General features: G+C 30.1%; 28 protein-coding genes and 2 pseudogenes. 5 read left to right on the top strand and 25 right to left on the bottom strand.

The window, feature by feature from the left end; genetic code table 11:
• The 4 genes from CNEONATNEC86_RS03705 to CNEONATNEC86_RS03690 all read right to left on the bottom strand — a co-directional run bounded on the left by CNEONATNEC86_RS03705 (position 1) and on the right by CNEONATNEC86_RS03690 (position 5,044).
• On the bottom strand, positions 1 to 309 hold the full coding sequence (locus CNEONATNEC86_RS03705; RefSeq protein WP_159115617.1) for a PTS sugar transporter subunit IIA: 309 nt from the start codon (positions 307 to 309) through the stop codon (positions 1 to 3).
• Between the two features lie 32 nt (positions 310 to 341).
• Entirely contained in the window at positions 342 to 1,658 is a 1,317-nt protein-coding gene (locus CNEONATNEC86_RS03700; protein WP_159115616.1) for a PTS sugar transporter subunit IIC, read from the bottom strand.
• Positions 1,659 to 1,688: 30 nt separating this feature from the next.
• Positions 1,689 to 1,994: a PTS sugar transporter subunit IIB gene (locus tag CNEONATNEC86_RS03695; protein WP_125149418.1), complete on the bottom strand. Its 306-nt coding sequence runs from the start codon at positions 1,992 to 1,994 to the stop codon at positions 1,689 to 1,691.
• A gap of 266 nt (positions 1,995 to 2,260) precedes the next feature.
• On the bottom strand, positions 2,261 to 5,044 hold the full coding sequence (locus tag CNEONATNEC86_RS03690; RefSeq protein ID WP_125149419.1) for a sigma-54-dependent transcriptional regulator: 2,784 nt from the start codon (positions 5,042 to 5,044) through the stop codon (positions 2,261 to 2,263).
• Between the two features lie 343 nt (positions 5,045 to 5,387).
• On the opposite strand from CNEONATNEC86_RS03690, the gene CNEONATNEC86_RS03685 reads away from it, so the two are divergent.
• The gene (locus CNEONATNEC86_RS03685) at positions 5,388 to 5,612 is read left to right on the top strand and encodes a YvrJ family protein (protein ID WP_125149420.1); all 225 of its coding nucleotides are present in this window, start codon (positions 5,388 to 5,390) and stop codon (positions 5,610 to 5,612) included.
• A 750-nt stretch (positions 5,613 to 6,362) separates the two neighbouring features.
• Here the strand turns inward: CNEONATNEC86_RS03685 and CNEONATNEC86_RS03680 are convergent.
• Complete coding sequence (locus CNEONATNEC86_RS03680; protein ID WP_125149421.1) at positions 6,363 to 6,710, bottom strand: TIGR04076 family protein; 348 nt, start codon at positions 6,708 to 6,710, stop codon at positions 6,363 to 6,365.
• Between the two features lie 321 nt (positions 6,711 to 7,031).
• Between CNEONATNEC86_RS03680 and CNEONATNEC86_RS03675 the strand changes: the two genes are divergently transcribed.
• The 3 genes from CNEONATNEC86_RS03675 to CNEONATNEC86_RS03665 all read left to right on the top strand — a co-directional run bounded on the left by CNEONATNEC86_RS03675 (position 7,032) and on the right by CNEONATNEC86_RS03665 (position 8,033).
• Complete coding sequence (locus CNEONATNEC86_RS03675; protein WP_125149422.1) at positions 7,032 to 7,256, top strand: DUF1659 domain-containing protein; 225 nt, start codon at positions 7,032 to 7,034, stop codon at positions 7,254 to 7,256.
• A gap of 42 nt (positions 7,257 to 7,298) precedes the next feature.
• Positions 7,299 to 7,517, top strand: a complete 219-nt coding sequence (locus CNEONATNEC86_RS03670; protein ID WP_058293916.1) for a DUF2922 domain-containing protein — start codon at positions 7,299 to 7,301, stop codon at positions 7,515 to 7,517.
• Positions 7,518 to 7,631: 114 nt separating this feature from the next.
• On the top strand, positions 7,632 to 8,033 hold the full coding sequence (locus CNEONATNEC86_RS03665) for a helix-turn-helix domain-containing protein (RefSeq protein ID WP_159115610.1): 402 nt from the start codon (positions 7,632 to 7,634) through the stop codon (positions 8,031 to 8,033).
• Positions 8,034 to 8,321: 288 nt separating this feature from the next.
• Here the strand turns inward: CNEONATNEC86_RS03665 and CNEONATNEC86_RS21170 are convergent, their stop codons facing one another.
• From CNEONATNEC86_RS21170 to CNEONATNEC86_RS03630, 8 genes are all read right to left on the bottom strand, one after another.
• Positions 8,322 to 8,474: a hypothetical protein gene (locus CNEONATNEC86_RS21170; RefSeq protein WP_185738765.1), complete on the bottom strand. Its 153-nt coding sequence runs from the start codon at positions 8,472 to 8,474 to the stop codon at positions 8,322 to 8,324.
• Between the two features lie 32 nt (positions 8,475 to 8,506).
• A complete protein-coding gene (locus CNEONATNEC86_RS03660; RefSeq protein ID WP_159115609.1) occupies positions 8,507 to 8,677 on the bottom strand; it encodes a hypothetical protein in 171 nt (56 codons plus the stop codon).
• 148 nt (positions 8,678 to 8,825) lie between these two features.
• Positions 8,826 to 9,008, bottom strand: a complete 183-nt coding sequence (locus tag CNEONATNEC86_RS03655; RefSeq protein WP_125149424.1) for a hypothetical protein — start codon at positions 9,006 to 9,008, stop codon at positions 8,826 to 8,828.
• A gap of 977 nt (positions 9,009 to 9,985) precedes the next feature.
• Positions 9,986 to 10,624: a flavodoxin gene (locus tag CNEONATNEC86_RS03650; protein ID WP_125149425.1), complete on the bottom strand. Its 639-nt coding sequence runs from the start codon at positions 10,622 to 10,624 to the stop codon at positions 9,986 to 9,988.
• 1 nt (position 10,625) lies between these two features.
• Positions 10,626 to 11,786, bottom strand: coding sequence for an iron-containing alcohol dehydrogenase (locus CNEONATNEC86_RS03645; protein ID WP_125149426.1), 1,161 nt, complete (start codon positions 11,784 to 11,786; stop codon positions 10,626 to 10,628).
• A 12-nt stretch (positions 11,787 to 11,798) separates the two neighbouring features.
• Positions 11,799 to 12,251 carry a flavodoxin family protein gene (locus tag CNEONATNEC86_RS03640; protein ID WP_125149427.1) on the bottom strand — a complete coding sequence of 151 codons (453 nt, stop codon included), beginning with the start codon at positions 12,249 to 12,251 and terminating at the stop codon, positions 11,799 to 11,801.
• Between the two features lie 12 nt (positions 12,252 to 12,263).
• A complete protein-coding gene (locus tag CNEONATNEC86_RS03635) occupies positions 12,264 to 13,016 on the bottom strand; it encodes a carboxymuconolactone decarboxylase family protein (RefSeq protein WP_125149428.1) in 753 nt (250 codons plus the stop codon).
• Positions 13,017 to 13,035: 19 nt separating this feature from the next.
• Positions 13,036 to 13,803 (bottom strand): EFR1 family ferrodoxin, encoded by a 768-nt coding sequence (locus tag CNEONATNEC86_RS03630; protein ID WP_125149429.1) that lies wholly within the window; start codon positions 13,801 to 13,803, stop codon positions 13,036 to 13,038.
• 129 nt (positions 13,804 to 13,932) lie between these two features.
• Here CNEONATNEC86_RS03630 and CNEONATNEC86_RS03625 point away from each other — a divergent pair, with 129 nt between their 5' ends.
• A complete protein-coding gene (locus CNEONATNEC86_RS03625) occupies positions 13,933 to 14,319 on the top strand; it encodes a MerR family transcriptional regulator (protein WP_125149430.1) in 387 nt (128 codons plus the stop codon).
• Between the two features lie 10 nt (positions 14,320 to 14,329).
• Here the strand turns inward: CNEONATNEC86_RS03625 and CNEONATNEC86_RS21410 are convergent, their stop codons facing one another.
• From CNEONATNEC86_RS21410 to CNEONATNEC86_RS03565, 12 genes and pseudogenes are all read right to left on the bottom strand, one after another.
• Positions 14,330 to 14,500 carry a MerR family DNA-binding transcriptional regulator gene (locus CNEONATNEC86_RS21410; protein ID WP_243145112.1) on the bottom strand — a complete coding sequence of 57 codons (171 nt, stop codon included), beginning with the start codon at positions 14,498 to 14,500 and terminating at the stop codon, positions 14,330 to 14,332.
• Positions 14,501 to 14,829: 329 nt separating this feature from the next.
• Complete coding sequence (locus tag CNEONATNEC86_RS03615; protein ID WP_125149431.1) at positions 14,830 to 16,275, bottom strand: family 43 glycosylhydrolase; 1,446 nt, start codon at positions 16,273 to 16,275, stop codon at positions 14,830 to 14,832.
• Between the two features lie 414 nt (positions 16,276 to 16,689).
• Positions 16,690 to 17,982, bottom strand: coding sequence for a PTS sugar transporter subunit IIC (locus CNEONATNEC86_RS03610; RefSeq protein ID WP_159115604.1), 1,293 nt, complete (start codon positions 17,980 to 17,982; stop codon positions 16,690 to 16,692).
• Positions 17,983 to 18,021: 39 nt separating this feature from the next.
• Positions 18,022 to 18,331 (bottom strand): annotated as a pseudogene (locus CNEONATNEC86_RS03605) (PTS sugar transporter subunit IIB).
• A 69-nt stretch (positions 18,332 to 18,400) separates the two neighbouring features.
• Complete coding sequence (locus CNEONATNEC86_RS03600; RefSeq protein ID WP_125149434.1) at positions 18,401 to 19,810, bottom strand: glycoside hydrolase family 1 protein; 1,410 nt, start codon at positions 19,808 to 19,810, stop codon at positions 18,401 to 18,403.
• 164 nt (positions 19,811 to 19,974) lie between these two features.
• Positions 19,975 to 20,772 (bottom strand): MurR/RpiR family transcriptional regulator, encoded by a 798-nt coding sequence (locus CNEONATNEC86_RS03595; protein ID WP_125149435.1) that lies wholly within the window; start codon positions 20,770 to 20,772, stop codon positions 19,975 to 19,977.
• Between the two features lie 444 nt (positions 20,773 to 21,216).
• A pseudogene (locus CNEONATNEC86_RS21980) lies at positions 21,217 to 21,473 on the bottom strand (transposase); the annotation flags it as partial.
• A gap of 614 nt (positions 21,474 to 22,087) precedes the next feature.
• Positions 22,088 to 22,525 (bottom strand): MarR family winged helix-turn-helix transcriptional regulator, encoded by a 438-nt coding sequence (locus tag CNEONATNEC86_RS03585; protein ID WP_058293906.1) that lies wholly within the window; start codon positions 22,523 to 22,525, stop codon positions 22,088 to 22,090.
• Between the two features lie 178 nt (positions 22,526 to 22,703).
• Complete coding sequence (locus tag CNEONATNEC86_RS03580; RefSeq protein WP_159135545.1) at positions 22,704 to 24,029, bottom strand: MATE family efflux transporter; 1,326 nt, start codon at positions 24,027 to 24,029, stop codon at positions 22,704 to 22,706.
• A gap of 94 nt (positions 24,030 to 24,123) precedes the next feature.
• Complete coding sequence (locus CNEONATNEC86_RS03575; RefSeq protein WP_159115603.1) at positions 24,124 to 24,327, bottom strand: hypothetical protein; 204 nt, start codon at positions 24,325 to 24,327, stop codon at positions 24,124 to 24,126.
• Between the two features lie 103 nt (positions 24,328 to 24,430).
• The gene (gene arsB / locus CNEONATNEC86_RS03570) at positions 24,431 to 25,480 is read right to left on the bottom strand and encodes an ACR3 family arsenite efflux transporter (protein ID WP_159135544.1); all 1,050 of its coding nucleotides are present in this window, start codon (positions 25,478 to 25,480) and stop codon (positions 24,431 to 24,433) included.
• An 80-nt stretch (positions 25,481 to 25,560) separates the two neighbouring features.
• Entirely contained in the window at positions 25,561 to 25,965 is a 405-nt protein-coding gene (locus tag CNEONATNEC86_RS03565; protein ID WP_159135543.1) for an arsenate reductase ArsC, read from the bottom strand.

The raw sequence follows: 25,965 nt of genomic DNA, 5'->3' as shown, positions 1-25,965 counted from the left end.
TTATTTCCTAAACTCTTCATACATTTTTACCATCTCTTCTATCAGCTCCTTAGCTAACATTGATGTCATCAGATGATCTTGTGCATGAACCATTATAATACTATAATCTAACTTCTCACCATTTGCTTCTGCTTGCAATAATTCTGTTTGTGCCTTATGAGCAAGTAATGAACTTTCTTCAGCCTCTTTTAGTAAAGACTTTGCTTCATTAAATTCTCCTTTTCTAGCTTTTGATAAAGCTTCAAAAGCCTTTGTTCTTGCTACTCCAGAATTTGATATTAAATTTAGTGCTATTAATTCTTGCTCCATATATTTTCTCCTTAAAATAACTATTATTGTTCTTAAGCATTCTCTTCTAATTGCTTTTCATTTTCCAAGTATTGCTTATCTAATAATTTAATAAATGGCACCCATAAGACAAATCCTAATGCAAATGTTGCTATTGTTATTACTACTGACCATGGATTAAAATTAGTTGCAATTAATTGTTGTATTATTGGAGGACATGTCCAAGGTGCTTGGAATATTGGAACTGCTCCAGTTAAAACAACTAAAAAGTATGCTAATCCTGCTTGAAGTGATTCAACAATCATCCAAGGAATCACTAATGTAGTATTCATTATTACAGGTAAACCAAATACAAATGGCTCATGTATATTAAATAATGCTGGTACTAATGACAATTTACTAATAGCCTTTGCTTGTTTTGATTTTCCTAGAACACTTAATGCAACAATTTCTGATAATTTAGCTTGTCCTGTAAAACATGTGAAAGCTGCTGTTAAAACATATGGTAATGGTTGTCCTGCACTAAATGCTTCTAAATTAGCTGCCATTGCTACCAATGCTATTGGCTGCCAAACTGTATTTAGAACTAAATTAGTTCCATGAATTCCAAAGAACCATAATACTTGGCATACAAAAATAATAAATAAAAATACCCATATATTATTTCCTAAGCTTAAGAATGGTTTTGTTATAACAGTATCAATGCAATTTTGTAATGTTCCAAATGGAGTAATTTCAAATACTAATCTAATTGCTAATGCTACAAGAATAGCTCCTCCGATTGGTATAATAGCTAAAAATGGCTTTGCAATATTGTCTGGAACTGAATCTGGCATTTTTATTGTAAATTTTTTATGTTCTAAATATGCTAATACACTTATTGAAATAAATGTAATTATTAATGCTGGGAATACACCTGAAGCCCCTAAAACATTTGTTGGGATTATATTACTTACAGTAGCATTTTTAATTACTTCTCCATCAACAATTACATCTGTTACTGTTGAGAATGGTGTTACTAATAAAAAAGAAGCTAATGCACACATAATACCATACATTGGATCTATATTTTTATTTTTTGAGTAACTTCTTGCTGTACCTATAATTATATAAATCGCTAAAAGCCCTAATGTAACTGGGTTAATAGATGAAAATATCTTTTTTAATACTGCATCTATACCTGGTGCATAATTACTTAAGAATGGAAAGTTACTTAATATAAGTGCGACTGATGCTATTAAAGTTACAGGAAGCGAACACATCATCCCATCTTTAATGGCTGTCATAATTTTATTTTTATTTAAATTATCTGCTACAGGCATTAAATACTTATTTAATATACCTTCTAATTTTTCCATAAAGCTATTCATAATCTAAAACCTCCTAGTTAATAAATCAATTTATTTATTAATCATTTTCTTAATTTGTTTTAATATATTAATTCCATTTCCCATTCCATAATCCATTGAATTTATAACATCAAGCGGCTTGTTTTTTTCTTTTGCTATCTCTAATAGCTGATTCTTTTTATAACCAATTTGCGGCCCTAAAAGTACAACATCATAATCATCTATTATTTGTTCTAAATTTTCTACTGAATCTGCATTTACTGACCAATCAGCCTCATCTTCTCCAAAAGCTGCACGTATTTTTTTCATTACTAGACTTGTTGACATTCCACCTGCACAAACCAATAAAATTTTCATTTATTATTCCTCCTAATAAATTTTATATTCAATAATATCATTTACATAAATATATATAGCAATATCTATGCCATACACATTTAAACTAAATAATTAATGAATTATAAAAGAGTAAGAATGCTGTAATATATGTGCACTACAGCATTCTTACTCTTTTATATTTCAAATTTTCTTTTCTTTCTAAATTATTTTATATTATACACATGACAATCTAAAATATACACATATTAATAAAGAATATACACATATAATATACACATTGCTAACTATATTTTAGTTATTAATGTATATAAATAATATATCTCATCATCATAAAATTTCATGCAGCATTTTTTCTCTATAGGTTCGAGTATTTTTTTTACTTTTTTTAAATCTTCTTCTCTTTCCTTTAAAATTTCTTTCGTATCTATATTTTTTTCTATATATTGTCCTAACTTAATCCTATCAATACTAGATATTAAATGCATTAATATACCAACACTACTATCTAAATTTATCACTAAATTGAATTGCGATTTTATATCATAAACAAATTTAATAAGGCATCCTTTTATATCTTCTAAATCATAACTTTTTATTTCTTCTTTAAATGCTTTTATAATTTTGTCACAAATATCTTCTACTTGATTTTCATCTACATCAGATATTAGAGTTACATCTTCCATATTAATAAAGTTTTCTAACTTTCTAAATCCTGATTCATTAAATAACTCACTAAATGGAAGAAAAGGTATACCATATATTTCTGGATTTATGCTTCCTACAATAGCAAGTATATTTTTTTCATTTGAAAGCCTATTTATCTTTATTAACATATCTTCTTTATCCAATATGGACATAGCATAAACATCTATGTTTCTATTTTTAACCATAATATTATTTTCTATCATATTCTTAAACTTTACAGCTGCACCTTCTCCTGTTATACATAGTGTAACTATTACATTGTCTTTTTTTGAGTCATATCTATGATAATTTGTATCATCATAATGAAATGTATATTTTATATTCTCTAAAGTTTCCTTATATATTTCTTCTATATCATTATTAATTAAAGATTTTCTAGCAACTTCAATAGCAATAAGTGTACTAACCATATTTATTACTTTTACCTTTATTCCTGTTTCACTATATATCAATTCTCCAAATTTATATAATGAACCCATATCAACTAAAAGAAGTACTCCTGAACCTTCATCTATCTCTTTTACTATATTTTTTATCTCTTCATAGGCCTCTCGCGTTGATTTATCTAAATTCATATCATACGAATATGTATTATTGCTTCCTAAAAATCTATTTACCACGTTTTTCATAGATGTAGCAGTACTTTCTCCATGCATTGCAATAAGAACTCTTGGCTTGTTGTCAATATATTCATTACTGCTTGTATATTCATCTGTTATAAACATTGTGATAAATCCAACTTCATCTTCTGGAATAGTTATGTTATAAAAATGCTCAATCTCTTTTGTGAATTTTGAACATATTTTAAACTCCTTATTATACTTAGTTTTTATTTCATCTAATTTATGATTAATCATAACTCTTCCTTGCTTTATTCTTTCAAGAGAAAAAATTATATGTAAGCAAAGACTATATACTATTTGTTGTGTAAATATTCTATTTAGAGTAATTGTTGCACATTCTATAAAATCCTCTACAAGTTTTATAATAGCATTGTCAACAAATTTTGATAGTTCTTCTCTATTAACGCCAGTAGAAATTTTATATATATAATTTTTAAAATATTTATCTATATCCATACTCATAACCATATAAATATCATCTTTATTTAATCCTCTTTTCTTAAGCTGTTCTATACGGCCTTCAAGATTACTATATAAAGTTCCAAGATTATTTTCAGATTCATTAATAGATTCTATTGGACTTTCCATATTTCCTGTAAATTTAAACAAACTATTTTCGATTACGATTTTATCAATTTCTTTTTTATTGCTTTTATAATTAAGTATTCCCATTTTAACTTGATTTTGAAATTGATTTATATCTACTATTACATCCTTTTTTCCATTAATCATACAATCTAAAAATGCATTTGCACATCCAAGCTGAATATCATTCATGAGTTGTCCAACATTTCCTGTGCAATTATATAATAAAAGACTTTTTATAGCTTCTGGTGTAACTACTATTTCCTTACTTATTCTTTGGGATTCCATATGAAATGATTTGCTTATTAACTTAAATCGTTCATTATATGTTCTTTCTTGAAGAGATGGTATAGATATTATCATTGGTATTCTTCTAATAAATGTGGTAAGCAAAGCATTCTCTTTCTTCTCTGTTGTGGCACATATAATTAACACATTTACTTTTTTATACTTTTCCACTTCTCCTAGTGGTCTATATTCACCCTTATCAATTAAATAAAATAATATTTCTTGTCCCTCTGGAGGTAATCTATGAATTTCATCTAAAAATAAAATTCCGCCATTTGCTTTTTCCACAATTCCATCTCTATCATCATTAGCACCTGTATAAGTTCCTTTTTTTACTCCAAATAAATACGACAACAGTAATTGTGGATTATTAGCGTAATCTGCACAATTAAACGCTACAAAAGGGGCATCTTCATTTAATATGTTACTTGTTTTTGCAAATTTATATATAGTTTCTGCAAATAATGTTTTTCCAACACCAGTTTCTCCTAACAATAATATATGTAAGCCTTTTGGAGGATACATAATTGCTGCTTTAGCTTGTAATATACATCCCTTTAAGCTATCTTCACTACCAACTAATTTATCAAGATCGGACAGTTCATTAGGATTTATGTTTTCTGCCATATCATAAAACAATGATTCTTCATTTATTTTATAAATAACTGGTTTACCTTTTATCTTTATCAATTTTTCTTCCCTACAAAGCTTATTTAATACAGCACTTACATTAGATCTTTTTAAATTCATAGATTCTGCAATATAATTTGTATCACATCCAACTATAATTCCATTTTCCATTTCTTGATTTCTACATACATCACTAATAAAACTATATATATTATCTTCACTATTTTTTTCTTTCATTATTATTATCCTCCGTATATTAGTAATATAAATGTTTATCGTTTTCACTTGTTATATTATAGCTATTTTATAATTTATTATCAATATACTTGTAGTTTCTTATTATATATTAGGTTCATCCTGAAATTTTCTGATAAATAATACTCTACATCTATTATATGACCTATTTACTTGTTTTTGAATAAAGGATTGATGTTGAGAAAAAGCACCTTTTCAGAAAATCCTGTGATGAACCATATACTATTTAAAATTAGTATATTTATTGATTTAAAACATTAATTGCAAGGTGAGGCTTAATTAAGATTCACCTTCTTTTTCAATATCTAGCAATCCACTTAATTCTATGCTAATTTTCAATCATAATATATATGTTCTAATTAAGAATGTTAATGATTTAATAGGACTTATAGGCAATGTTGGATTTCCCGTTGCAATTAGTGCTTACTTACTAATAAGATTGGAAAAACAGATGAGAAGCCTTTCAAGTTCAATTAATAAACTAAACACAATTATTTCTACTAAGCTTGGCATAGTTATTGATACTGGTGATTCTGATCATGTTGCATGAGAAAAAGCACTAAACAGTTTTATAATTGTTTAGTGCTTTTTTTATTTTAATTTTTATAATTAAAATATATATACTATTTTAGAATTGCGTACCCCAAATACCGCATATTCATTTTGAATAATACGGTATTTTAATAAATTTAAAGTTGTTATTACTAAAAATATATGTTTTAAATATAAATTAGATATATAAATATTAATAAAGTTATGCTAAGAATAACAAAATCAATAATGATTAATTTATACTCTTTCTTTATAAATGCTATTATAAATGCAACAATACTTAATATAATATTAATACAAGCTAAAATAACATTACTAAATAGTCCTCTAATAAATATAGATTCTAGTATATACATTCCTGTAATAATAAATAGAATGACATGTATTATCTTAATCCAATTACTTTTATTAAAAAAAATTTTATTAATCATTTATATTTTCTCTCCTTCCATTACTTTTTTAATATAATAGTTGTTTAAAACTGTTCATAACTTAATTCTATTTATTTTTTTATTTGATGCAACTATGATTAAATTAATTATAAAAATGATAAAACTAGTCGTTGAAATAAACCAAAGCCACTTATCCCAATAAGACCAGTTAAGAGCATTGTTATCAGCTAAAACTCCATAAACATTATTCCACACAACATGGTGTTATTTATTTTTTAAGTAGTAATAAGCTCATATCTAGACTGAAATTTATACATTTTGGTCTATCTTCAAACTAAACACAATAAAAATTAAAGCTAATCGAAAAACTTCCCCTTATAAAAATTCTCATTTCCAAGTTTCTTGGCCGTCATCCTAAACATAACGCAGCCATCTGGACATACAATATCTTTGCTACATTTGCTATTTCCACCAATATTCTCTAAATCTCCGCCACTTCTGACAGCCTCCATGATTGGGAACATAATCATCATTACTTTGGAGCAAATACCCTGTCCATCCGTATTTACAGGACAGCCATAGGTGCAGGTATACTTATCTCCAACTTCCTCGCCGTTTCGGCAATACCGCTCTGTGTGGTCACTCCGAAGAAACCCTATCACCTCAATTTCCCATTCGTACTCCTCATCATACCATTTTTTCATGATTAACCTCCAAATTCTAATTTATCTGTTTATTATGAGCTAATTATATCATACTTTCCAATATCGAATTATTCAGTTTTCAAAGATCAATTTTATTAATTACTACATACTTTCTGACTATTACACATTATTGAAATTATAAAAAAGTAGCTAAATTAAACTCGCCTACGTGGCCCAATTTTTATGTCTTATGGCAATGCTACAAGCTTTTTATAATTTAAATTTACTAATAATATTTATATAAAAACATAAGTAAATTCTGTAATCTTCATTTTAAGATCATATATATTATGTGATCAAAAATGAAAGGGGGAATTTAAGATGGCAGTAAATAAAGCTGTAGAATCAACTTCTATAAGCATAGAAGTACAAAACGGACAAGATAAAGTCGGCGACCCAACATTTGCTAAAAAGACTTTTTCAAATGTTAAAGAAGATTCAGATCTTCAATCTGTATATGATGTTGCTGATGCAATCAAAAACATCATGGATGGTGAAACACGTGACACTTTAATAAATGTTACTTCAAGCTTAACTCAGGCTTAATAGCATCATTTATTAAAAATCTACGAAAGGAGGATATTTTCTATGGAATACATCTTATCAATGACTTTCAATACTGAAGGTGGTAAGACTACAAATATGAGCATCACTGGTGTTAAAAATGACATCAAAGAAGCTCAAGTTTTAGCCCTTATGAACCTTATAATTGAAAAAAACATCTTCTTAGTTGACTCTGGAAGCTTAATAAGCAAAAATTCTGCTAAGCTTACTCAAAGAGTTGTTACTAAGTATGAAGTTGCTTAAGTTTAAACATTAAAAAAGCTGTCATTTTTATGGCAGCTTTTTTAAATCCATATATTTACTTATGTATTTTTATATTTTATAATATGACTAATGCGGTATAGGAGGGAATTTCATATGTTTTCAATTCGTTTAAAGAATTATAGAATTAAGAATAGTCTAAAAAGTAAAGAAATGGCCATAAAATTGGATATAAGCGAGAGCTACTATTCCTTACTTGAAAAAGGAATTCGCACTCCATCTAAAACTATACTTAAAAATATTACTCAGTTAACCGAACTACCAGAGGAATATTGGCTTTATGGAATTAATTCCAATGAATCTAAAAACAGATCTTCTTTTCAGTCTTTAAATAAAGCTGTCACTCTTATTAAAGATCTTAATCTACCAATTAGTTCCTGTGATCTTTTTAATGAAGAAAATGAACCTATAGATACACTTGCTCAGCTTTTAATAAATGCTCTTCGAAGTGATATAGATTATATTCTTAGTTCAAAGAAAACTAATTCTGACACTTAAAATTCCTATTGGTGTTAGTATAGAAGTGTAGACACAGACAGATAGTTTTTATAATGATATAATATAAAGAAATCACCAAAGTAGAAATGGCTAAATTATTAGGAGTTAGACGTGCTACTCTTTGCAGATGGATAAAATTATATACGGATAACCAAAACATTTAATGTTTATTTTTATAAAGATTATAATATAAATATAAAAAAGTGCCATGCTGGTAACATGACACTTTCCTAGAACGTTTTTGATTTTAGGGCTATTAGATTAAATTAATTGTTGTTGAAAAGAATGCTAATTGATGGGAGTATTCTTTTCTTTTGTTTTAAAAGAAAATTTAAAACCTTTTATGTTAATTTCAAGATTAAATCCACAATTTTTAGAATTATGTTTTAATGCTCGTAATATCAGTATTAACATTATCGGTGATACTGATATTATTAACATTCCAATAATCATCCCTATGGTGGCATCACTACTTAATTAAAGAAATTTTCTAGTTCTTCTGCATCAACATCAATATCATCACTTTCTATTATCAAATCAAGATTTCCCTCTTCTAATGGAATAGATTTACCACTTAATTTACCACCACTTGAAATTCTTTTTGCTAAATGTAGTAGTCTACATCCTTCTGCTCTCTTTTCCATTAATCATTCCTACTTTCTAATTTTATCTTTAGTTTAATTGGCATATTAAAAAAGCCATCATTACAATCAAGTGCGACTGTATGACGACTTTCTTAAATCCATATTCATTTAATTTCTTTATTACTTTTTCACTTGTTTCTGTTATATTTTATCTATCATATAAATTCAAAAGAATATCATATGATGTTGTATCTTCTTCATTATCTGCAAATGATGATGGTGTTTCTGTATAGTTAAATACTACACATGATTCTTTAAAATTGCCTTTTGATATATAAAAGGCAGGTAATTTTAGTTCATCAAATACTTCTATTATTCTTTTGCTAATCATAAATAACCTACCGTATACAATTATACTTATAATTGTATGAGCCATAATCCCTAACATCGCATTTACCAATATACAAATACTCAGTATCTGAAAATTTTCTTGCTTCATTAACTATTGAAATTTCAACATCTTTTGATACATCTTCAATAACTATTTTTTTAAATAATCAGAAAGCTTATTTACAATAAATATTGTAAATTCTAACTCTTTTTTATTGCAGCTTCTCAAAAAAACTATATCTACCAATATTTTAAGCCTTGATATCGCAGTATTTTAATCTAGCGCCTTTGTTCATCTGCCATATCAAATCAACTCATAAAGAAATAATAGTCTAGCAATTGTTCTAATTTATAACTTGTCAATCCTTGTTCCCCGCAACCGAATGATGCTATTCTATACATAAGTACTTCATAAGCTCATAAAGATTTGATTAGCTTATGAAGTACTAAAATGTAAAAGGAGCATTTGACTATAATACAATGCTCCTTCCTCTAAAGATCAACATGTTGACCTTTATAACGTTAATTATATTTTAAAATTGTATCTGCTGCGCTACCTTCTCCGTAGTTCACGTATGAGAAAAATAGGCGATAAGTATTTTCCTATTGTGGCTGGTGCTGCCTGTAGATGTGTCATGTTTGGATTTGGTTTGAGAATCTTTATCCACCGTTGTGGCTCCGTTGTTGACGCAAGCGGTAAATACAAAAGCTAAAAGCAACACAAACTACAGTACTAAAATGTTTCGTTTTGATTTCATAATGTATATTACTTTCCTCATCAATCTAAATGTTTTCTCAGATAATCATAGATATACTGGATTGTCTGTTCACCATCAGCTCCATTAAAACCATGTCCATACCCGGAATGATTTTCAAATCAGCAGGAGAATAGACCTGGATAGCTTTTTCGGAATATGAAACATCAACAAGATCGTCTACATCATCATGTAAAATCAGTAGATCTTTATCATACGAGTCTTATTGGGCTGTTGCACTCTGAAGTTCTAGTTCTTCTAACCAGCCAGTAATTTCGCCCGTTCCAGTAATACGTTTTTCGCCGAAAACTGCCAATCCGTCACATGAATCCAAAAATGTAGGCATTGGCTCATCAATATCGCTTCCACCACTTGTACAAAACGGAATAATCAGTTTTCCACTCAAATCGTGGCTTTCAAGAAATGTATTGATTACCGCTGGCGTTGCATGCCACCATACTGGAAAGCCAACAAAAACCACATCATATTCATCCATATTATCTACGGTTTCTGCAAGCTCTGGTCTAGCACTATTTCGTATCTCATTATTTCCCTGCGTATATATATTACTGTATGCTTCCTTTGGTTTTATCTCAAATAAATCAGCATTCAGTTCAGTACTGATTTCTGATGCCATCCTTTCTGTAGTTCCAGAATTCGAAAAATATGCTACTAATATCTTAACATCTTCTTTCTTCAATATTTCACTTCTTACTTCCTTAACCTCTTCTTCCTTTAAGGAATTATCTGAAAGATTTCTGAATTTTGCTGGATATCGATATATGCTATATCCTAAAAATACAATTACTATAAATACAACAAGTACTACTAAAACTATTATAAAGGATTTACCTGCTTTCATATCACTTAGACTCCTTTAAAATTTCAAAAATCTCGTCTCTTTCAAACTTTTTACAACATCCGGCTGTTAGATTACAGGTGTCTGCTACAGAACGCAAGATTCCTTCATCTGTGATGCCCATTTCTGAAAGTGTGGTTGGCAATCCAATTTCTTTTATAAATGCTTCCAGTGCATCCACACCTGCCAGTGCAATTTCTTCTTCGCTCTTATCTGTCTCGTCCACATTCCACACTTCCCTTGCAAGTCGGGCAAACTGCTTTGCTCCTTCTGGTGCCATGTGACGATATAATACTGGATGAATGGCTGCCAGTCCTTGACCGTGATTACAATCTGTGTATGCTGCTAACTGGTGCTCAATCTGGTGTGCCTGGAAATCCGTAACTTTACCAATCTTTAAGATTCCGTTTTCTGCCATAGCCGATGTCCACATTAGTTCACTTCTTGCATCCATATCTTTCTCATCGACAAGTAACTTGCGGATATTTCGTATAGTACTTCTCATAACTGCCTCGTTGATTTCATCGGATGTATTGAAATCTCTCGGTGAACCAAGATAAGTTTCCATGCAGTGACTTAACGTATCAAAAGCACCAGAAATCACCTGTTTCATTGGCAGTGATAATGTATATGTTGGATCAAGAACTGCAAAACTTGCATAGGTTCCAACTATTGGACCTTTCCACATCTTGTCTTCATAAGTAATGACTGCCCCTGGATTCATCTCAGCTCCTGTTCCAGATGCTGTGACTACTGCCCCCATCGCTATTCCAGTTGTTGGAAACTTACCAGACTTATATTCCATATCCCAGATATCTTCCTCTAAAGTTGCCTGCGCAGATACCACTTTACAGCAGTCGATGACAGAGCCACCTCCAACTGCCAGGATAAAGTCCACATTCCTTTCCTTTACAAGTTTTGCACCTTCCTGTACCTTTGCATAGGTAGGATTTGGCATGATACCAGAAAAATCAACTACCTCTTTTCCAGCCTCCGTAAGAAGCTGTAGCAATTCATCATACACTCCATTTTTCTTAACAGAGCCTCCACCATATGCAAGCATAACTATTTTCCCTACTTTTCCAAGTTCCGCTCTTAACGCTCTCTTAGCAGCACCTTCTCCAAAATATACCTTTGTTGGGTATGAAAATGTGAATTCCTTCATTATTAATTCCTCCTATTCTGGTTTTTCCATATGATTAAGTTCTGATGCTCCGACAGCAAATCCTTTTAATTCCATTTCAGTTACTCTACATACATTTTTAATCAGATATTCAATTGTATCTACTGCTTCCTGACTCGGAGCTTCTCCTTGTGCAAAGAAATAAAGTTTTTTACCTCGAAGTGTTTTAGCTTCTGGCAGCATATAAAGTCTGTCAAAGAAAGTTTTTAGCAGTCCACCGACTGAGTACCAATATACCGGACTTCCAATCACCAATGTATCTGCTGTTTTAATTGGAATGAACATCTCCTTTATCTGATCATCCTCAAATACCTGTCCATACTGATAGATTTTGTAGTCAGCCATTTGCAAAGTATCATACTTTATTCCTTTTAAATAATCTGTTCCCATTTGAAACGTATTTCCATTCTTATCTGGACTTGTGTTCATAAATAATATTTTACTCATTCTTATCCTTTCTTATTCTGCCTTTGCAGTAACTTCATCAATAATATTCATCGCATTCAACGTACGTGGATAACCGATGTATGGCATACATTGTTCAACAACCTGATACAGCTTTTCCTTACCATTCCCAGTGCCAATGTTTCCCATTGTATGACCATGCAGCTGATTTTCACAGCCGCCCTGTGCGAGAATACAACAGAAGGTAATCATCTCCCTCTCTTGATTATCAAGTCCGGTTCGGGTGTAATAATCGCCAAAACAGCTATCTGCAAGCCAGCGATTTACATTTTTTCTTAAAACCGGACCGTTGGTCTGTCTTTCAGCCATTCCTATACCAAACAATTCCACCTGCTTAGCCAGACCTGCATCCAATCGACTTTCTGCATTTGTGGTACTTTGCTCTTTCAATGGAAGTTTGATACCGTGCTGTTCCATGATTTCACTTGTAACAACTACATAATCATAGATACGGCCAATTCCCAAATAAGCCGTTGCCTGATAAACAACCTCACGGATAGCTACTGGGTCAATTCCTGCATTTAATGCAGCATGTAGCATATTACGATATTCTCCCATCCCCTGACATCCAAGCAATACAGAAAGGATACATAGCATTCGCTCTTTTTCTGTTAGGCTTCCAGTATTGACTACTTCATTCTGAGAAAAGTTCGCAGTAATTTCTATCCATTCCGGATCACTTACTGCCAAAGTACATTCTGCTCCTTTAAACAGTTCTTCCATTCTTTTCTTTGCTGCTTCATTCATATTAATTAAAGCCTCCATTTTACTTCTTCTGGTTATTAGCTTCTATAATTTCACTCAGTTCAATATGCTCGTTTCGGTATCTTGCATCAGGATTTTTTTCTGGTATGGCAAGTCCGATTGCCTTCTGCGGACAGGCATGTGCACAAGCTAGACATGTCTGACAGTTACCTGGTATATGAAAGGCTTTTCCATTCTCTATTTTGATTGAGCTAGATGGGCAAACTTTTTCACAAATACCGCATCCTATACATTTTTCTCCTACCTTTAAAAGATGCTGCCATGCATCTGCAGGCATCTTGCTCATATTTCCAAGAAATTGCTTATGTGCTTGTCTATCAGTATCTGTTACTAAAGAAATCATTTTCTTTTTATTTTTAATATCTTCCACGATTTCAGCAATATGTTCATCTACCTTCTTATCAAGCAAAATCTGCTCATTCATATCAAAACTTGGAAGCCAGTTATCTACCATAATAATAATATTGATATAGCTTGCTATTATCCCACATTCTTTACAAAGATTATCAGCCAGTTTTGCTGCGCCACCATGACGATTCCCATAGGTCAGAATCATATAGAAATATTCTGTATCAAATGTGCTTTTTTTCAAAAACTCCTTTACCATAGGTGGAACTTCATGTCCATAGACAGGAGATACAATACCTATGCTCTCATCTCTAAAGCTTAATTTCTCCCTATTTATAATCTGTGGGATGCTAATTGGTTTATCATAGATATTTTTTGCTACATAAAGGCTATTACCTGTACCTGTAAAATAAAATAACATTTGAGACCTCCTTGCATAATTTTTTCTTTTTGATATGATTAGATTGTATCAATCGGTTGTAACAACCGGTCAAGTGTTTTTTAAAAAATTTTTGAAATCTTAATTTCAAAGCCAAAAGGAGAATGAAATATGTATACGATGAAACAAGTTTGCGAAGCTACCGGATTGACCTATGAAACATTAAAGTTCTATTGTAATGAAGGTCTCGTGCCAAACGTAAAACGTGATAAAAATAATCGTCGCATTTTTGATGAGAGAGATTTAGCATGGATCAAAGATCTGAGCTGTTTAAAAAAGTGTTCTATGAGCATTGCAGATATGAAAGAATATCTTTCACTTTGTCTTGAAGGGAAATCATCCATTCCATCTCGTCAGGAAATGTTGAAAATAAAAAAAGAATCATTACTCTCCCAAATTGAAGAGATAACTGCTTCTGTTAATTATATTGACTGGAAACAAAACTTTTACAAGGATGTACTTAGTGGAAAAACAGAATACATCAGCAATCTGATATAATATTTGTGTCTCATATCTTTAACGTGCTACTGATATAAAACACAGATTGACATTTCATCACAATTTCAGATACCGGACTCTGTCCTGGAAGTGATGGAATAAGGGCTATTCTTTCATAGTAACGTAGATTCTCTATTGATATGCCTGTTTTTTCTGATACTTCTTTAAGTATTATTTGCAATACCTCCTAAATTAAATAATACTATTGTTGATGTATATTTTACAGATCTATATAGTTCATGGCAAAGAGGAACCAACAAAAATACTACTGGGCTAATTAAAGAATTCTTTCCTAAGAAATTTTATTTTCTACTATAACACAAGAAGATGTTGATATTGTTGAAAATATTCTAAATAATAGACAAAGAAAATGTCTAGTTTTAAGGCGCCATTAGAATCTTTTAAAGAAAGCAAGCTAAGTGTTGCACTTAGCTTGACAATTCGTCATATTAACATCTACGCTTCTTTTATAATTTATAATAAAGCCATGAGTAAATCTATCTTTACAAATTACTCCAGTATAAACGACTTGAAGTCTAAATATCCTTCCCCTTTGAACTGAAAAATCAAAGCCGTAACACCATTATGTACTTTAAGTTCAGCATCAAACAATTTATATGAATTACTTGCTTCAATGGGAATATATGCCAATATATTTCCTCCAATCTCTGATAAAACCATCATTTCTCCCTTTGCATTTCCTCGAATCTGCACCGAAATTTTAGTAATATCCTGCAAATTGAAGTATTTAAATCCCGCAACTGATCCATCCTGCATGTTAGCAATATATTGATCACTGTTTTCTTCACGGTCAGTACCGCTTTGCGTAAAAAATGGGTGATTCTCGTATTTTTCTTTATTATTACTATTATAAAAACATGCTCCTTGTTTCGAGAATAAATTACATGCAATATACGCATCATATTTTCCTTTTCCTATAAGCGGACCATTATTTAATCCACAGCTTGTCATCTCAACTTGCTTAATATATCCATTTTTATCTATAACAATTTTATCAGCACAAGCTTGACGTGAAAATGAATGCCTATTGGTTTGCCTATGGTAGAAAATATACCACTGACCACTAATTTCTACTATGCTGCCATGGTTGTTGCCTGTATAGTTTAATCCTTCAGCTTCAGACCTATCATTATAGTAGATATCTCCGTTACTAATAATAGTTCCACCATAAACAAAACCATCATCAGGACGATCACTTGTTGCGTAACACAATTCATGGCTATTGATAGAGGAGTAAATAAAGTAATAAGTATTGCCTACTTTTCGCATTGAGCTAGCTTCAAAAAACTCATGTCCAGTGAAGCTTGTATCATCTGCATGACCTGCCTTAGGAATAATCAACTTAGGACCTGCCTTAACTGTCAACATATCCTTTTCCAATTCAATGCAGTAAGCACCTTCATACTTACGACCTTTAATCATTTTATCCCAGAACTCGTTGCCTCTTGGAGCAAATCCAGTGTAAAGATAGATTCTTCCATCGTCATCCATAAATACACCTGGATCAAATTGGAATATGTCTTCGCTGCTTTCTCCAACTATTTTTCCATCTTGATACCTAACTGAACCATAGTATTCGAATGAGCCTACTGGCGTATCACAAACTGCCACAGACATTATTCCAATCGTATCAAGTGCATAGTAAAGGTAATAGCGACCATCTGGCCCTTGTTGGATGTCTGGGGCATACAAACACTTGGTACCATCAATGTTAAATGGATCTTGATTTTTACGATATATAATTCCTTCATAACGCCAGTCGTACAATCTTTCTACTGGAGCAGACCAGCAAACATAGTCATTTTCGCAAAATTTCTCTCCATTAAACTTATCATGAGAACCATAAATATATACTCTATCTCCAAAAACATAGGGTTCACCATCTGGCAAATACTCGTAGCTTGGAAGGAAAGGATTAAATACTTGATTATTCATAATAGCCTCCTTATATAATCTAGGATTTTGTTAAGTTAATATTGTTATACAATTACTCCTGTCTGAGTTATATTATAATTTAAGAAAGAAAAATATATTTCCTGAAAGGAGTGATTGATATGTGTGAATCGCTCCAAAATTTCTAAAACCACTTTATCTATATCATTTGCATACTTAAATACTACTTGTCCATCCACTTGACTTATTAGCATACCCTTGATTTCTGCAACTTTTTCCGTTAATGCGCTTATAGCATTTTTAAATCCCCACAAATCACTTAACTAATAACTATTGGAAAAACCTCTGTATCTATCCTTGTTAAAAATTTAAATTAACAGTTTATAACAAGTCTATATCTTTCATAATAATTTTTCTTATCTTTAATGTAAATTACCACTATATTTCCACATAGAACTACTCAGATATATTTTTTTCACTTATTAACTCTTTCTTATCAAGTATCATAAAAAACGGTAAATAGATAAGAGTTCCTACTATAAAACATGTTAAAAGAATTATGAAGAATGGTAATCCTCCAATTAATAAACCCTGAACTATTGTCGGCGTTGTCCATGGAAGACCTAATTGTACTGCAGAATTCATTGTAGTAATGAAGCCAGCTTTTACAAATAACCAAGCAATCACTCCACTTACAGCAGGGTTAGCAACCATAGGAACAAACATTAATGGATTCATCATAATAGGCATTCCGAATATTAAAGGTTCATTTATATTAAAAATATTAGGTACCAAACCTACTTTTGCCATCATTTTATATCTTTCAGACTTAGCAAATATGAACATTACAACAGCTAAGCCTAAAGTTCCTCCAGTTCCTCCTATACCTAAAGATGTATATACAACAATAGCATCTAAATATGGAAGTGGTTGACCATTCTGAAAAGCTGTAACATTTGCTGTAATCATTGCAATTAATATTGGATAAATAAGATTTGTAATTGGACTTGGATGAATACCAAAGAACCATAGAAAATTTACAATAGTAAATATAAAAATCAATGCTGGAATTGATGTTCCAATAGCCATTATTGGTTTTGCAACAACAACCGTAATAAAATTAAATATACTACCAAAGCTAGTGATTGCAAATCCATACCTAATAGCAAAAGCTACAACTGCTATAATAATTCCTATAATTACAGGTGTAAGAGATTTTGAAACCATGGATGGTACACTCTCAGGCATTTTAATTACAATACCTTTTTTTACACAAGTACAATAAATTTTTGCAATTAATAATGATAATATCATGGCAACAAATATGCCGGCCCCACCTAAATAATCTAATGGTAAAGCTGAAATAATCTTGTCCTGTTCCTTTACGCTTTGAGGAATAACAATAAAGAAAGTAGCTAAAGAAAAAATACCGGCTGGTAATGGATCTATTCCTTCATTTTCAGCAAAACGATATGCAATTAAAAATGCTACATAAACAGCTAGTAAACTTAGTGTTCCAGTTGAAACTGCATTTAATTGTTCACTTAAACCTATAGATTTAATAAAATCTATATATGGCTCATAAGGAAAGCTACCTAATAAGGAAAATATAGCAGCCCCTACAGTTATCGGTAACGAACTCATCATACCACCAGAAATAGCTTTAAGATATTTATTTTTTCCAAGTGCCCCCATTACAGGGATTATTACATCATTCATTTTTGTTTGAACATTTTTAATGAAACTCATTTATATCCTCTCCTTAAAATCTATGAAAATTAGACCTTATTATTTTCCCGAAAGTTTTAAAGCTTCCTCTAGAACTTTGGCTCCATTCATCATTCCATAATTCACAATATCTATTACCTCTACTGGAATTCATTTTGCTGAACAAAGTTTTTTAGCTGCTCCCATTTCAAATCTTATTTGTGGACCTAATAATGCAACATCTATCCCTTCATCTAATCTCTTTGATAATGTTGACTCAGGGTATGCTTGAATATGGCAATCGATACCTTTTTTCAGCGGCCTCCTGCATTTTTTTAACTAGTAAGCTCGTTGATATTCCTGCAGCACAAAATAGTGCAATTTTTTTCATAGCATATTCCTCCTCTTATTATAAAAATCTTTAATTATATAAATGTCAGATATTTTTACCTACAATTTTTTATTTGCTAAACTCTTCAATTAAAGTACTGCCATTTGTTTTTATTACATCTTGATAATAATAGTAACTATCTTTTTTATAGCGTTTCATTGACTTTTCATCAAAATCATCTCTATCTACATAAACTAATCCATATCTTTTTTCCATTCCATCACTTGAACTTAATATATCAATAAATGACCACGGATTAAAGGCAATAACGTTTACTCCATCCTCAATAGCTAAATACATTTGATAAATGTGTTCTTTTAAATACTTAATTCTTAATTCATCATGAACTTTCCCATCTTCTAATTGTTCTTTTTGTGACCATCCACATTCTGTAATCATAACAGGTACATTGGGATAGCGATCATTTAATCTTTGTAGTGCATAACGTAAACCTACTGGATCTAGATTCCATCCCCAATCAGTATAAAGTAAATCTTTATCTTTAATCATTTCAATTTGATCATAAATCCAAGATCTTTCCTCATAATGCTCTTTCTTTTTAACTATTGTTGTACAATACCAATTGACCCCTAAAAAGTCAGCAGTTCCTTCTTTTAATGTTTTAATATCTTCTTCGCTCTGCTCAATAAAAATACCCGCATTTTCGAGCATTACCTTATAATATTTTGGAATTTCCCCTCTAACCGCAATATCCATCAATGTAAATGAATGAACATCATCTAGTTGTTTAGCTGCAAACAAGTCACTTGACTTCATAGTTGCAGGGAGCGCTGTAAGATAAGAAATTGCTGGACCTATTTTTGAGTTAGGTAATTTATCATGACAAAGTTTAAACACCTTAGCTTGTGCAATAGACATATGATAATTCGCTATTTGAGCTTTCTTTAAAACCTCTTGTTTAGAATTATTCTCTATATCTATTCCAATCATATCTGGCATCGAAACAATCACACTTTGCTCATTAATAGTTAGCCAATATTTTACCTTATCACCATACTCCGTAAATAAAAAGTCTGCATAGTATACAAAATCATCGATTGATTTTCTTGAAACCCATCCACCATACTGATTAACAAGCCCCATTGGCAAATCAAAATGAAACATAGTTACAATAGGTTCAATATCGTTTTCTTTAAGCAGATCCAAAAGTGAATGATAGAATTCAATCCCTTTTTGATTAGGCTCTTTATCATTTCCATTTGGAAATATTCTTGCCCAACTAATTGAAAATCTATAGGACTTCATTCCTAGTTCCTTCATAAGAAGTACATCTTCTTCTAAATTATGATAATGATCGACTGATACTGTTGTATCCATTTGAAGATCCTTTTTTTTAGCTGAACGAACATCTGCTACCGTTAATCCTTTACCATCTTCAAAGGCAGCACCTTCTACTTGAAATGCACTAGTTGATGCTCCCCATAAAAAACCCTGCGGAAATTCTTTTTTTTCTATCATAAATATTTATCAATCCTTTCTTGTTAGAAAATCGTTTACGTTTAGTACATTTTTAGTTTATCAGATGTTGCTTATAAATTGTTTTCATTATAGGACGAGTAACTTTCAGAATAAAGTGCCTATTTTCGCAATTACGAAAATAGGCACTTTATTTTGAAAATAATTTAGTTTTTTAAATTCATATACATAAAACGACGTAGGATATATTCTGAAAAAATACGTAGTGGATAATTTCCTATTCTTGAATATCTCTTTGATAGCAGATAAATTATTTCTTCGAAATTAAATTCCTTCATAGATGAATAATTTTGAGTGATAAGAATCATAGGTATTTTTTTTAAAACAAGTTGATCATATATATCATTATAATAATCAAAATAATTTCCATAACTCGAAATTATCACCACCAAACAAGATTCATCATAATTATTAACAATTTCAATCTGTTTCTCAAAATTTTCTGCAACTTCAATTACTTTTTTCCGTGCTAAAAAACCTGTTTGTAATTCTTTTGCAATATTTATAGAATCATCATATCCAAAAAAAGCAATCTTTTTAGTTTCATATAATCTCACTAAAAAACGGTCAATTTGTTTTATATCTAAAGTAGAAGAAATATCTGAAATAGAGTTAGAAACTTCTTGTGCATAACTCTCTATAAACAATTTAGGATTATCTTTAAGGTTGTTAATATCACTTTCTCTAAGCTTGAATTTTGATTTTAAATTTGGATTATTTCGTTCTTTAATTTCTTTACGGAATGAGGCATACTTATCGTAACCAAAATGATGAATAAACCGAGTAATTGTAGCCGGTGATGTGAACGTTTTTTCTGCAAGCTCGTTTATAGAGAGTTCTTCCATTTTATCTAGGTTATGTAAGATATAATCAATAATTCTATAGTAAGTTTGGTTATTATCTTGATTATTATAGTAAGAAAGTAATTTTAAAAATAAATCCATAATAATTTTCTCCTTTCATTTATTATATATTTACTAGGCGTTTGCGAAATCGCACACCCCGCATAAATGCAGCATATTTTTTGTTAGAAAATAAGTTAAAAAATTCAAATTAGTCTTGACTTTATTTCGTGCGCCATTTTTTTAGCTAATCAAACATCTCGATTGTATAAAAGCAACTTTATAAATCAATTAGCAATATTTTTGCAAGCTCTAATCAATCTTTATTCAGTTTTACCAGTGAGTTTTGCAATTGCCTAATTATATATTTACATTATATAATAAATGAATAGGTAGTGCCGCAAAATGATTAAATTTTAATAAGGAGCGATGCAACCTTTCGGCTTAAAGATATAAATCTCCAAATAATTGAAATATCACATCAATTATTTGGAGATTTCTGAATTTTAAGCACCCTCAAATAAGCCTGCTTATTTTATTCCATAATTAGTCAATAAATTTTAATTCATGCAGATGATTTTTAGTTCTTTCATTTTGTATTTTGCAATGCAATTTGTTAATATTGTACCAAATCAAAGCAAAATAAATTCAGTTTTAACACTATTTTTCCCTCGTGTTAAAAATCTATTGAATTCGTAGTCACTTTTTAAAACCCCAAATCCTCCTTCGACCTGAATAAATCTGTTCATTCTTAATTTAGTTCCAAATTCAGTTATGATATTTCTATAAGATATTACATGTTTTAGGAGTGTAGATAGATTTGCGTAAAACAAATCTATCTACATTCCCATATCTTATTAAAAATATAATGATCACTTATCAACAAGCTAAAAATTTCGTCGGCAAATGGGCGCAGGCGGCAATTTGTCGCCTAAAAAAATCCTTATAAATGACTCTATTTCTTAATCAGCTTAACAACTGTCTCAGCATGAGGTGTTTGTAGATATAATCTCTTCTGATATATTACACTAAATTAATTTATATCATTGTAACCCTCTAAAATGCGAGCTTTAAGAGAAATACAATCTTCTCTTAAAATTATATGTATTACTTTATAATTTCATAAAACTTGTGCATGGGTGGCAAAAGGGTGGCAGATTTATATTTGCCACCATTTTAATTTATACTTCTTATATATTTCTAAACTCATTATAATTTCTACATGAGGAGTATTCGTACAGTATAACCTCCAAATATATTACATTAAATCATTATACATCATCTCAACCCTTGAAAATAGGGGATTTGAATGATATGTGATAATACTACATATTAAAGTATATTTGTATTATATTTTAATCTAACTTCTGCATTGTCGGCAAATTGTCAGCAAATTTGTGTCTGCCTACATAATAATTTACTCAATAAAATTATTATTAAATACCTCTATTAATATTCTCAATGAATTTAAAATATCATCCCTATCATCAATGTTTATTTTTTCATAAACTTTCTCAAACTTATCATTCATTTTATTTTCAACTGAATTGAATAGTCGCTTCCCCTCATCTGTAAGTTTAACTATGAATATACGTTTATCTTTATCTGATTTCATCTTAATAGCATAATTCTTTGCAATTAAATTATCTACAGTTCTGCTCATTGTGCTTATATCTAAATTTAACAATTGTGATAAAGATTTTATTGATATACTATTAGCTCGTCCTATTTCTACCAAAGCATGACATTGTGCTAAAGATACATTATAATAGCATCCTCCACCTTCTTTATTAAGTAATCCTAGCTTTCTTTCTAAATTCCGTATTAATTCTCTAAATTCATTACTTCTATTCATAATAATGTTACCCTATAGTTAGCCAATACCAACTGTTTTACTTCTAAATTCCATTTATTTATTTATTTATTTATTTATTTATTTATTTATTTATAATTGAAATGATTTATTTTCAATTACAAAACTACTTTAACCAGCCTTATCATTTTGTTATGCCTCTTCATTAATTTCACTATATTTATTTTACAATGTCTACATACTTTCTTCTTACTTTAATTTCATGTAGTAAATAAGAAAAAATACCTTTAAGAATACTTGAAAGTGAAATACTTAACCATATTCCATTTATACCAAAAGGTTTAATTAATAATAATGCAAATGGAATTCTAAGTGCTGTAAATATAATGCTTATACTTGCCGAAATATTAGGTTTCCCTATTCCAGTAAATAAACCATTTGATATCATTTCTACTGCACTAAATATTTGTGAAAAAGCTACTACTTTTAAATATGATGCTGCAATTACAATGGTTGCTTCATCTCTTATAAATAAGTTAATCAATGGCCTGTTAAACAGTAAAAATACACATGCCATAACCATTGAGTAAATTATTCCTATGATTAATGTACTTTTATATCCTTCTTTTATTCTTTTAAACTTCTCTGCTCCAAAGTTCTGGCCTGTAAAGCTTGCAACTGCTCCATTAAGTCCTCCAATTATCATATAGGCAATAGATTCTATCTGAACTCCTACTTTTTGTGCTGCTATTGCATCTGATCCAAAAACTGCAATTATTTTTGCTAATAGAATATTTATAATTGTAAATAGAATTCTTTGAAACGCCATTGGAAATCCCAATTTCACAATTTCTTTTATCTTTCTATAATCTATCGATCTTTTAAAATCATATGTAAGTATTCCATTAGAATTTATTTTAAATAAAATGAACATTATTATATTGGCAATCAGAGTAGCAAGTCCAGCTCCTATAACTCCAAGTTTAAAAAAATAGATGAATATAGGGTCAATTATTATATTTATAACTACTCCAACTGCATTAATCTTAAATGCCAGCTTATTATTCCCAAAACTCCCTAATATCCTTGTATACATCATATTAAAGAATGCAAAGAATAAAATAGGTGCATTTAATGCCAAATAGTGATATGCATTTCTTTCAACTTCATAATTATTAAGATTTAAAAATCCTATGAAGCCTTTTCCTAACAATATCAATATAATTCCAAAAATAATTCCAATAATCGCATTAATGAGTATCCCAGAATTTATATATTCTTTTACTTCTGTATCATCTTTTCTGCCAATTGCATGTGCTACAGTTATTCCAGTTCCAATAACAACTAAAGCATTTATAGAGTATCCTATATTTATATATAAACTTGATGATCCAATGCTTGCAACTGCACCACTACCAAGTCCACCTACCCACATCATATCAATTAAATTATAAGTAAATTGCAAAAAAGAGCTTCCCATTATTGGTAATGCTAATGCGGTTATAACTGAGATAACTCTTCCTTTTGTGAAATCTGTTTCTTTCATTTTTTCTCTATTCATTCAGCAAATATTTATCTGGAGCTTATATAATTGAATTTTTTACAAAGCACTCAAATAACATAAATATCATTTTCTATAGTTAGCGTTTATCTAATAACTTTAAATATTGATCTTTATTTATTTCACAAAAAAAATTAAGCACAAATTCTGTATAAGAGCTTGTTTCTTCGTCTTTTATTTTAATAAAACAATCAATTGGATCAATATCTATTACTTTGCTAAAATAAACTCTCTCCCCACTAAATCTAACTTGTGCACTATAAGTTATAATATGATACTTCATAATTTACACTCCTTTTAATTATTAAAGAACTACAAATCTGTAAAATGTTTTTCTTTAGTACATCAATTTTTATCTATCATAGTAAGTTTGATATTTTTAATTACTAATTATTCTTAAACCACCCTATAGTATTATTGGCTATTTTAACAAGTGCTAACATTACTGGCACTTCTACCAGAACACCTACAACAGTAGCTGTTGCAGCTCCACTTTGTAATCCAAACAATGATATTGCTACTGCAACAGATAATTCAAAAAAGTTACTTGCTCCAATCATTCCAGCTGGCGCTGCTATATTATGAGGTAATTTTAATAACTTAGCACCAAAATAAGCAATTGCAAATATAAAGAAGGTTTGAATTGTAAGTGGTACTGCTATTAATAAAATATGAATTGGATTCTTCAATATAATATCTCCTTGAAAAGAGAATAGTATTATTAATGTTAATAGCAATCCCACTATTGTTACATTGTCAAACTTTTTTAAGAAAACATTATTAAAATAATTCTCTCCTTTATTCTTAATTATTACTGTTCTTGTTACACATCCAAGTACTAACGGAATTACAACAAACAATATTGTTGCTAATACTAGTGTACCAATATGTACTTTGACATCTCCAATTCCAAGTAAAAATGCTACTATTGGTGCAAATGCAATTAAAATAATTAAATCATTAACAGCCACTTGAACTAGTGTATATGCTGGATCTCCTTTAGTTAAATGGCTCCATACAAATACCATTGCAGTACATGGTGCTGCTCCAAGTAATACAGCTCCTGCTAGATATTCCTTTGCGAGTTCTGCAGGGATAAGACTTTTAAATACTACATATAAAAAGAACCATGCAATTGCATACATAGTAAAAGGTTTAATAAGCCAGTTTGTTACACATGTTAATATAAGTCCCTTCGGCTTTTTACTTGCATTTATTATACTTGTAAAATCAATCTTAAGCATCATTGGATATATCATAAGCCATATTAATATTGCAGTTGGAATTGATACATTATAATATTCAAATTTACTTAGAGTCCCAGGAATTATTGGCAAAAACTTTCCTATAGCAATTCCTATAATAATACATGCCGCCACCCAAACTGTTAAGTACTTTTCAAAAATACCTAGTCCACTATTATTTTTGTTTGACATAAAAATCACTCCTTTTTTTAAATTCATGGTCATAGCTTTCTATAACCATGAATTTGATTATGAATTAGAATAACAATTCTTTAGATTTCATTATTCTGTATTCTTACAAATAAATCTTTGATCTTTTCTTCTATTAATTTAGCTGTCTTTATAAATTCTTCATCACTTTTCCCAGTTGGATCATCTAGGCCCCAATCTTCTGTATGCTGTGCCGGCAAAAATGGGCATACTACATTACATCCCATTTTCACTACTATATCAACCTTTGGTATATCACTTAATAACTTAGATTTTTGTGTTTTGTTCATGTCTATACCATATAAATCTTTTATTATTCTAACTGCATCTTGATTTATTTGTGGTTTTGTTTCAGTTCCAGCTGAATAACTTTCAAAAACATTTTCTCCATAAAGTTTTCCTAATGCTTCTGCCATTTGTGACCTACATGAGTTATGAACACAAATAAATGCTACCTTTTTCTTCAT

The organism is Clostridium neonatale, from assembly GCF_900465025.1.
Lineage (GTDB): Bacteria > Bacillota > Clostridia > Clostridiales > Clostridiaceae > Clostridium > Clostridium neonatale.
The sequence above is the reverse complement of the archived record's forward strand: the minus strand, read 5'-3'. Positions and strand labels throughout refer to the sequence as shown.

Excerpts from the sequence above, each read along its gene's own strand:
- CNEONATNEC86_RS03705 (WP_159115617.1), bottom strand. The coding sequence starts at position 309 with ATGGAGCAAGAATTAATAGCACTAAATTTAATATCAAATTCTGGAGTA.
- CNEONATNEC86_RS03700 (WP_159115616.1), bottom strand. The coding sequence starts at position 1,658 with ATGAATAGCTTTATGGAAAAATTAGAAGGTATATTAAATAAGTATTTA.
- CNEONATNEC86_RS03695 (WP_125149418.1), bottom strand. The coding sequence starts at position 1,994 with ATGAAAATTTTATTGGTTTGTGCAGGTGGAATGTCAACAAGTCTAGTA.
- CNEONATNEC86_RS03690 (WP_125149419.1), bottom strand. The coding sequence starts at position 5,044 with ATGAAAGAAAAAAATAGTGAAGATAATATATATAGTTTTATTAGTGAT.
- CNEONATNEC86_RS03685 (WP_125149420.1), top strand. The coding sequence starts at position 5,388 with ATGCTAATTTTCAATCATAATATATATGTTCTAATTAAGAATGTTAAT.
- CNEONATNEC86_RS03680 (WP_125149421.1), bottom strand. The coding sequence starts at position 6,710 with ATGAAAAAATGGTATGATGAGGAGTACGAATGGGAAATTGAGGTGATA.
- CNEONATNEC86_RS03675 (WP_125149422.1), top strand. The coding sequence starts at position 7,032 with ATGGCAGTAAATAAAGCTGTAGAATCAACTTCTATAAGCATAGAAGTA.
- CNEONATNEC86_RS03670 (WP_058293916.1), top strand. The coding sequence starts at position 7,299 with ATGGAATACATCTTATCAATGACTTTCAATACTGAAGGTGGTAAGACT.
- CNEONATNEC86_RS03665 (WP_159115610.1), top strand. The coding sequence starts at position 7,632 with ATGTTTTCAATTCGTTTAAAGAATTATAGAATTAAGAATAGTCTAAAA.
- CNEONATNEC86_RS21170 (WP_185738765.1), bottom strand. The coding sequence starts at position 8,474 with ATGTTAATAATATCAGTATCACCGATAATGTTAATACTGATATTACGA.
- CNEONATNEC86_RS03660 (WP_159115609.1), bottom strand. The coding sequence starts at position 8,677 with ATGGAAAAGAGAGCAGAAGGATGTAGACTACTACATTTAGCAAAAAGA.
- CNEONATNEC86_RS03655 (WP_125149424.1), bottom strand. The coding sequence starts at position 9,008 with ATGATTAGCAAAAGAATAATAGAAGTATTTGATGAACTAAAATTACCT.
- CNEONATNEC86_RS03650 (WP_125149425.1), bottom strand. The coding sequence starts at position 10,624 with ATGAAAGCAGGTAAATCCTTTATAATAGTTTTAGTAGTACTTGTTGTA.
- CNEONATNEC86_RS03645 (WP_125149426.1), bottom strand. The coding sequence starts at position 11,786 with ATGAAGGAATTCACATTTTCATACCCAACAAAGGTATATTTTGGAGAA.
- CNEONATNEC86_RS03640 (WP_125149427.1), bottom strand. The coding sequence starts at position 12,251 with ATGAGTAAAATATTATTTATGAACACAAGTCCAGATAAGAATGGAAAT.
- CNEONATNEC86_RS03635 (WP_125149428.1), bottom strand. The coding sequence starts at position 13,016 with ATGAATGAAGCAGCAAAGAAAAGAATGGAAGAACTGTTTAAAGGAGCA.
- CNEONATNEC86_RS03630 (WP_125149429.1), bottom strand. The coding sequence starts at position 13,803 with ATGTTATTTTATTTTACAGGTACAGGTAATAGCCTTTATGTAGCAAAA.
- CNEONATNEC86_RS03625 (WP_125149430.1), top strand. The coding sequence starts at position 13,933 with ATGTATACGATGAAACAAGTTTGCGAAGCTACCGGATTGACCTATGAA.
- CNEONATNEC86_RS03615 (WP_125149431.1), bottom strand. The coding sequence starts at position 16,275 with ATGAATAATCAAGTATTTAATCCTTTCCTTCCAAGCTACGAGTATTTG.
- CNEONATNEC86_RS03610 (WP_159115604.1), bottom strand. The coding sequence starts at position 17,982 with ATGAGTTTCATTAAAAATGTTCAAACAAAAATGAATGATGTAATAATC.
- CNEONATNEC86_RS03600 (WP_125149434.1), bottom strand. The coding sequence starts at position 19,810 with ATGATAGAAAAAAAAGAATTTCCGCAGGGTTTTTTATGGGGAGCATCA.
- CNEONATNEC86_RS03595 (WP_125149435.1), bottom strand. The coding sequence starts at position 20,772 with ATGGATTTATTTTTAAAATTACTTTCTTACTATAATAATCAAGATAAT.
- CNEONATNEC86_RS03585 (WP_058293906.1), bottom strand. The coding sequence starts at position 22,525 with ATGAATAGAAGTAATGAATTTAGAGAATTAATACGGAATTTAGAAAGA.
- CNEONATNEC86_RS03580 (WP_159135545.1), bottom strand. The coding sequence starts at position 24,029 with ATGAAAGAAACAGATTTCACAAAAGGAAGAGTTATCTCAGTTATAACC.
- CNEONATNEC86_RS03575 (WP_159115603.1), bottom strand. The coding sequence starts at position 24,327 with ATGAAGTATCATATTATAACTTATAGTGCACAAGTTAGATTTAGTGGG.
- arsB (WP_159135544.1), bottom strand. The coding sequence starts at position 25,480 with ATGTCAAACAAAAATAATAGTGGACTAGGTATTTTTGAAAAGTACTTA.
- CNEONATNEC86_RS03565 (WP_159135543.1), bottom strand. The coding sequence starts at position 25,965 with ATGAAGAAAAAGGTAGCATTTATTTGTGTTCATAACTCATGTAGGTCA.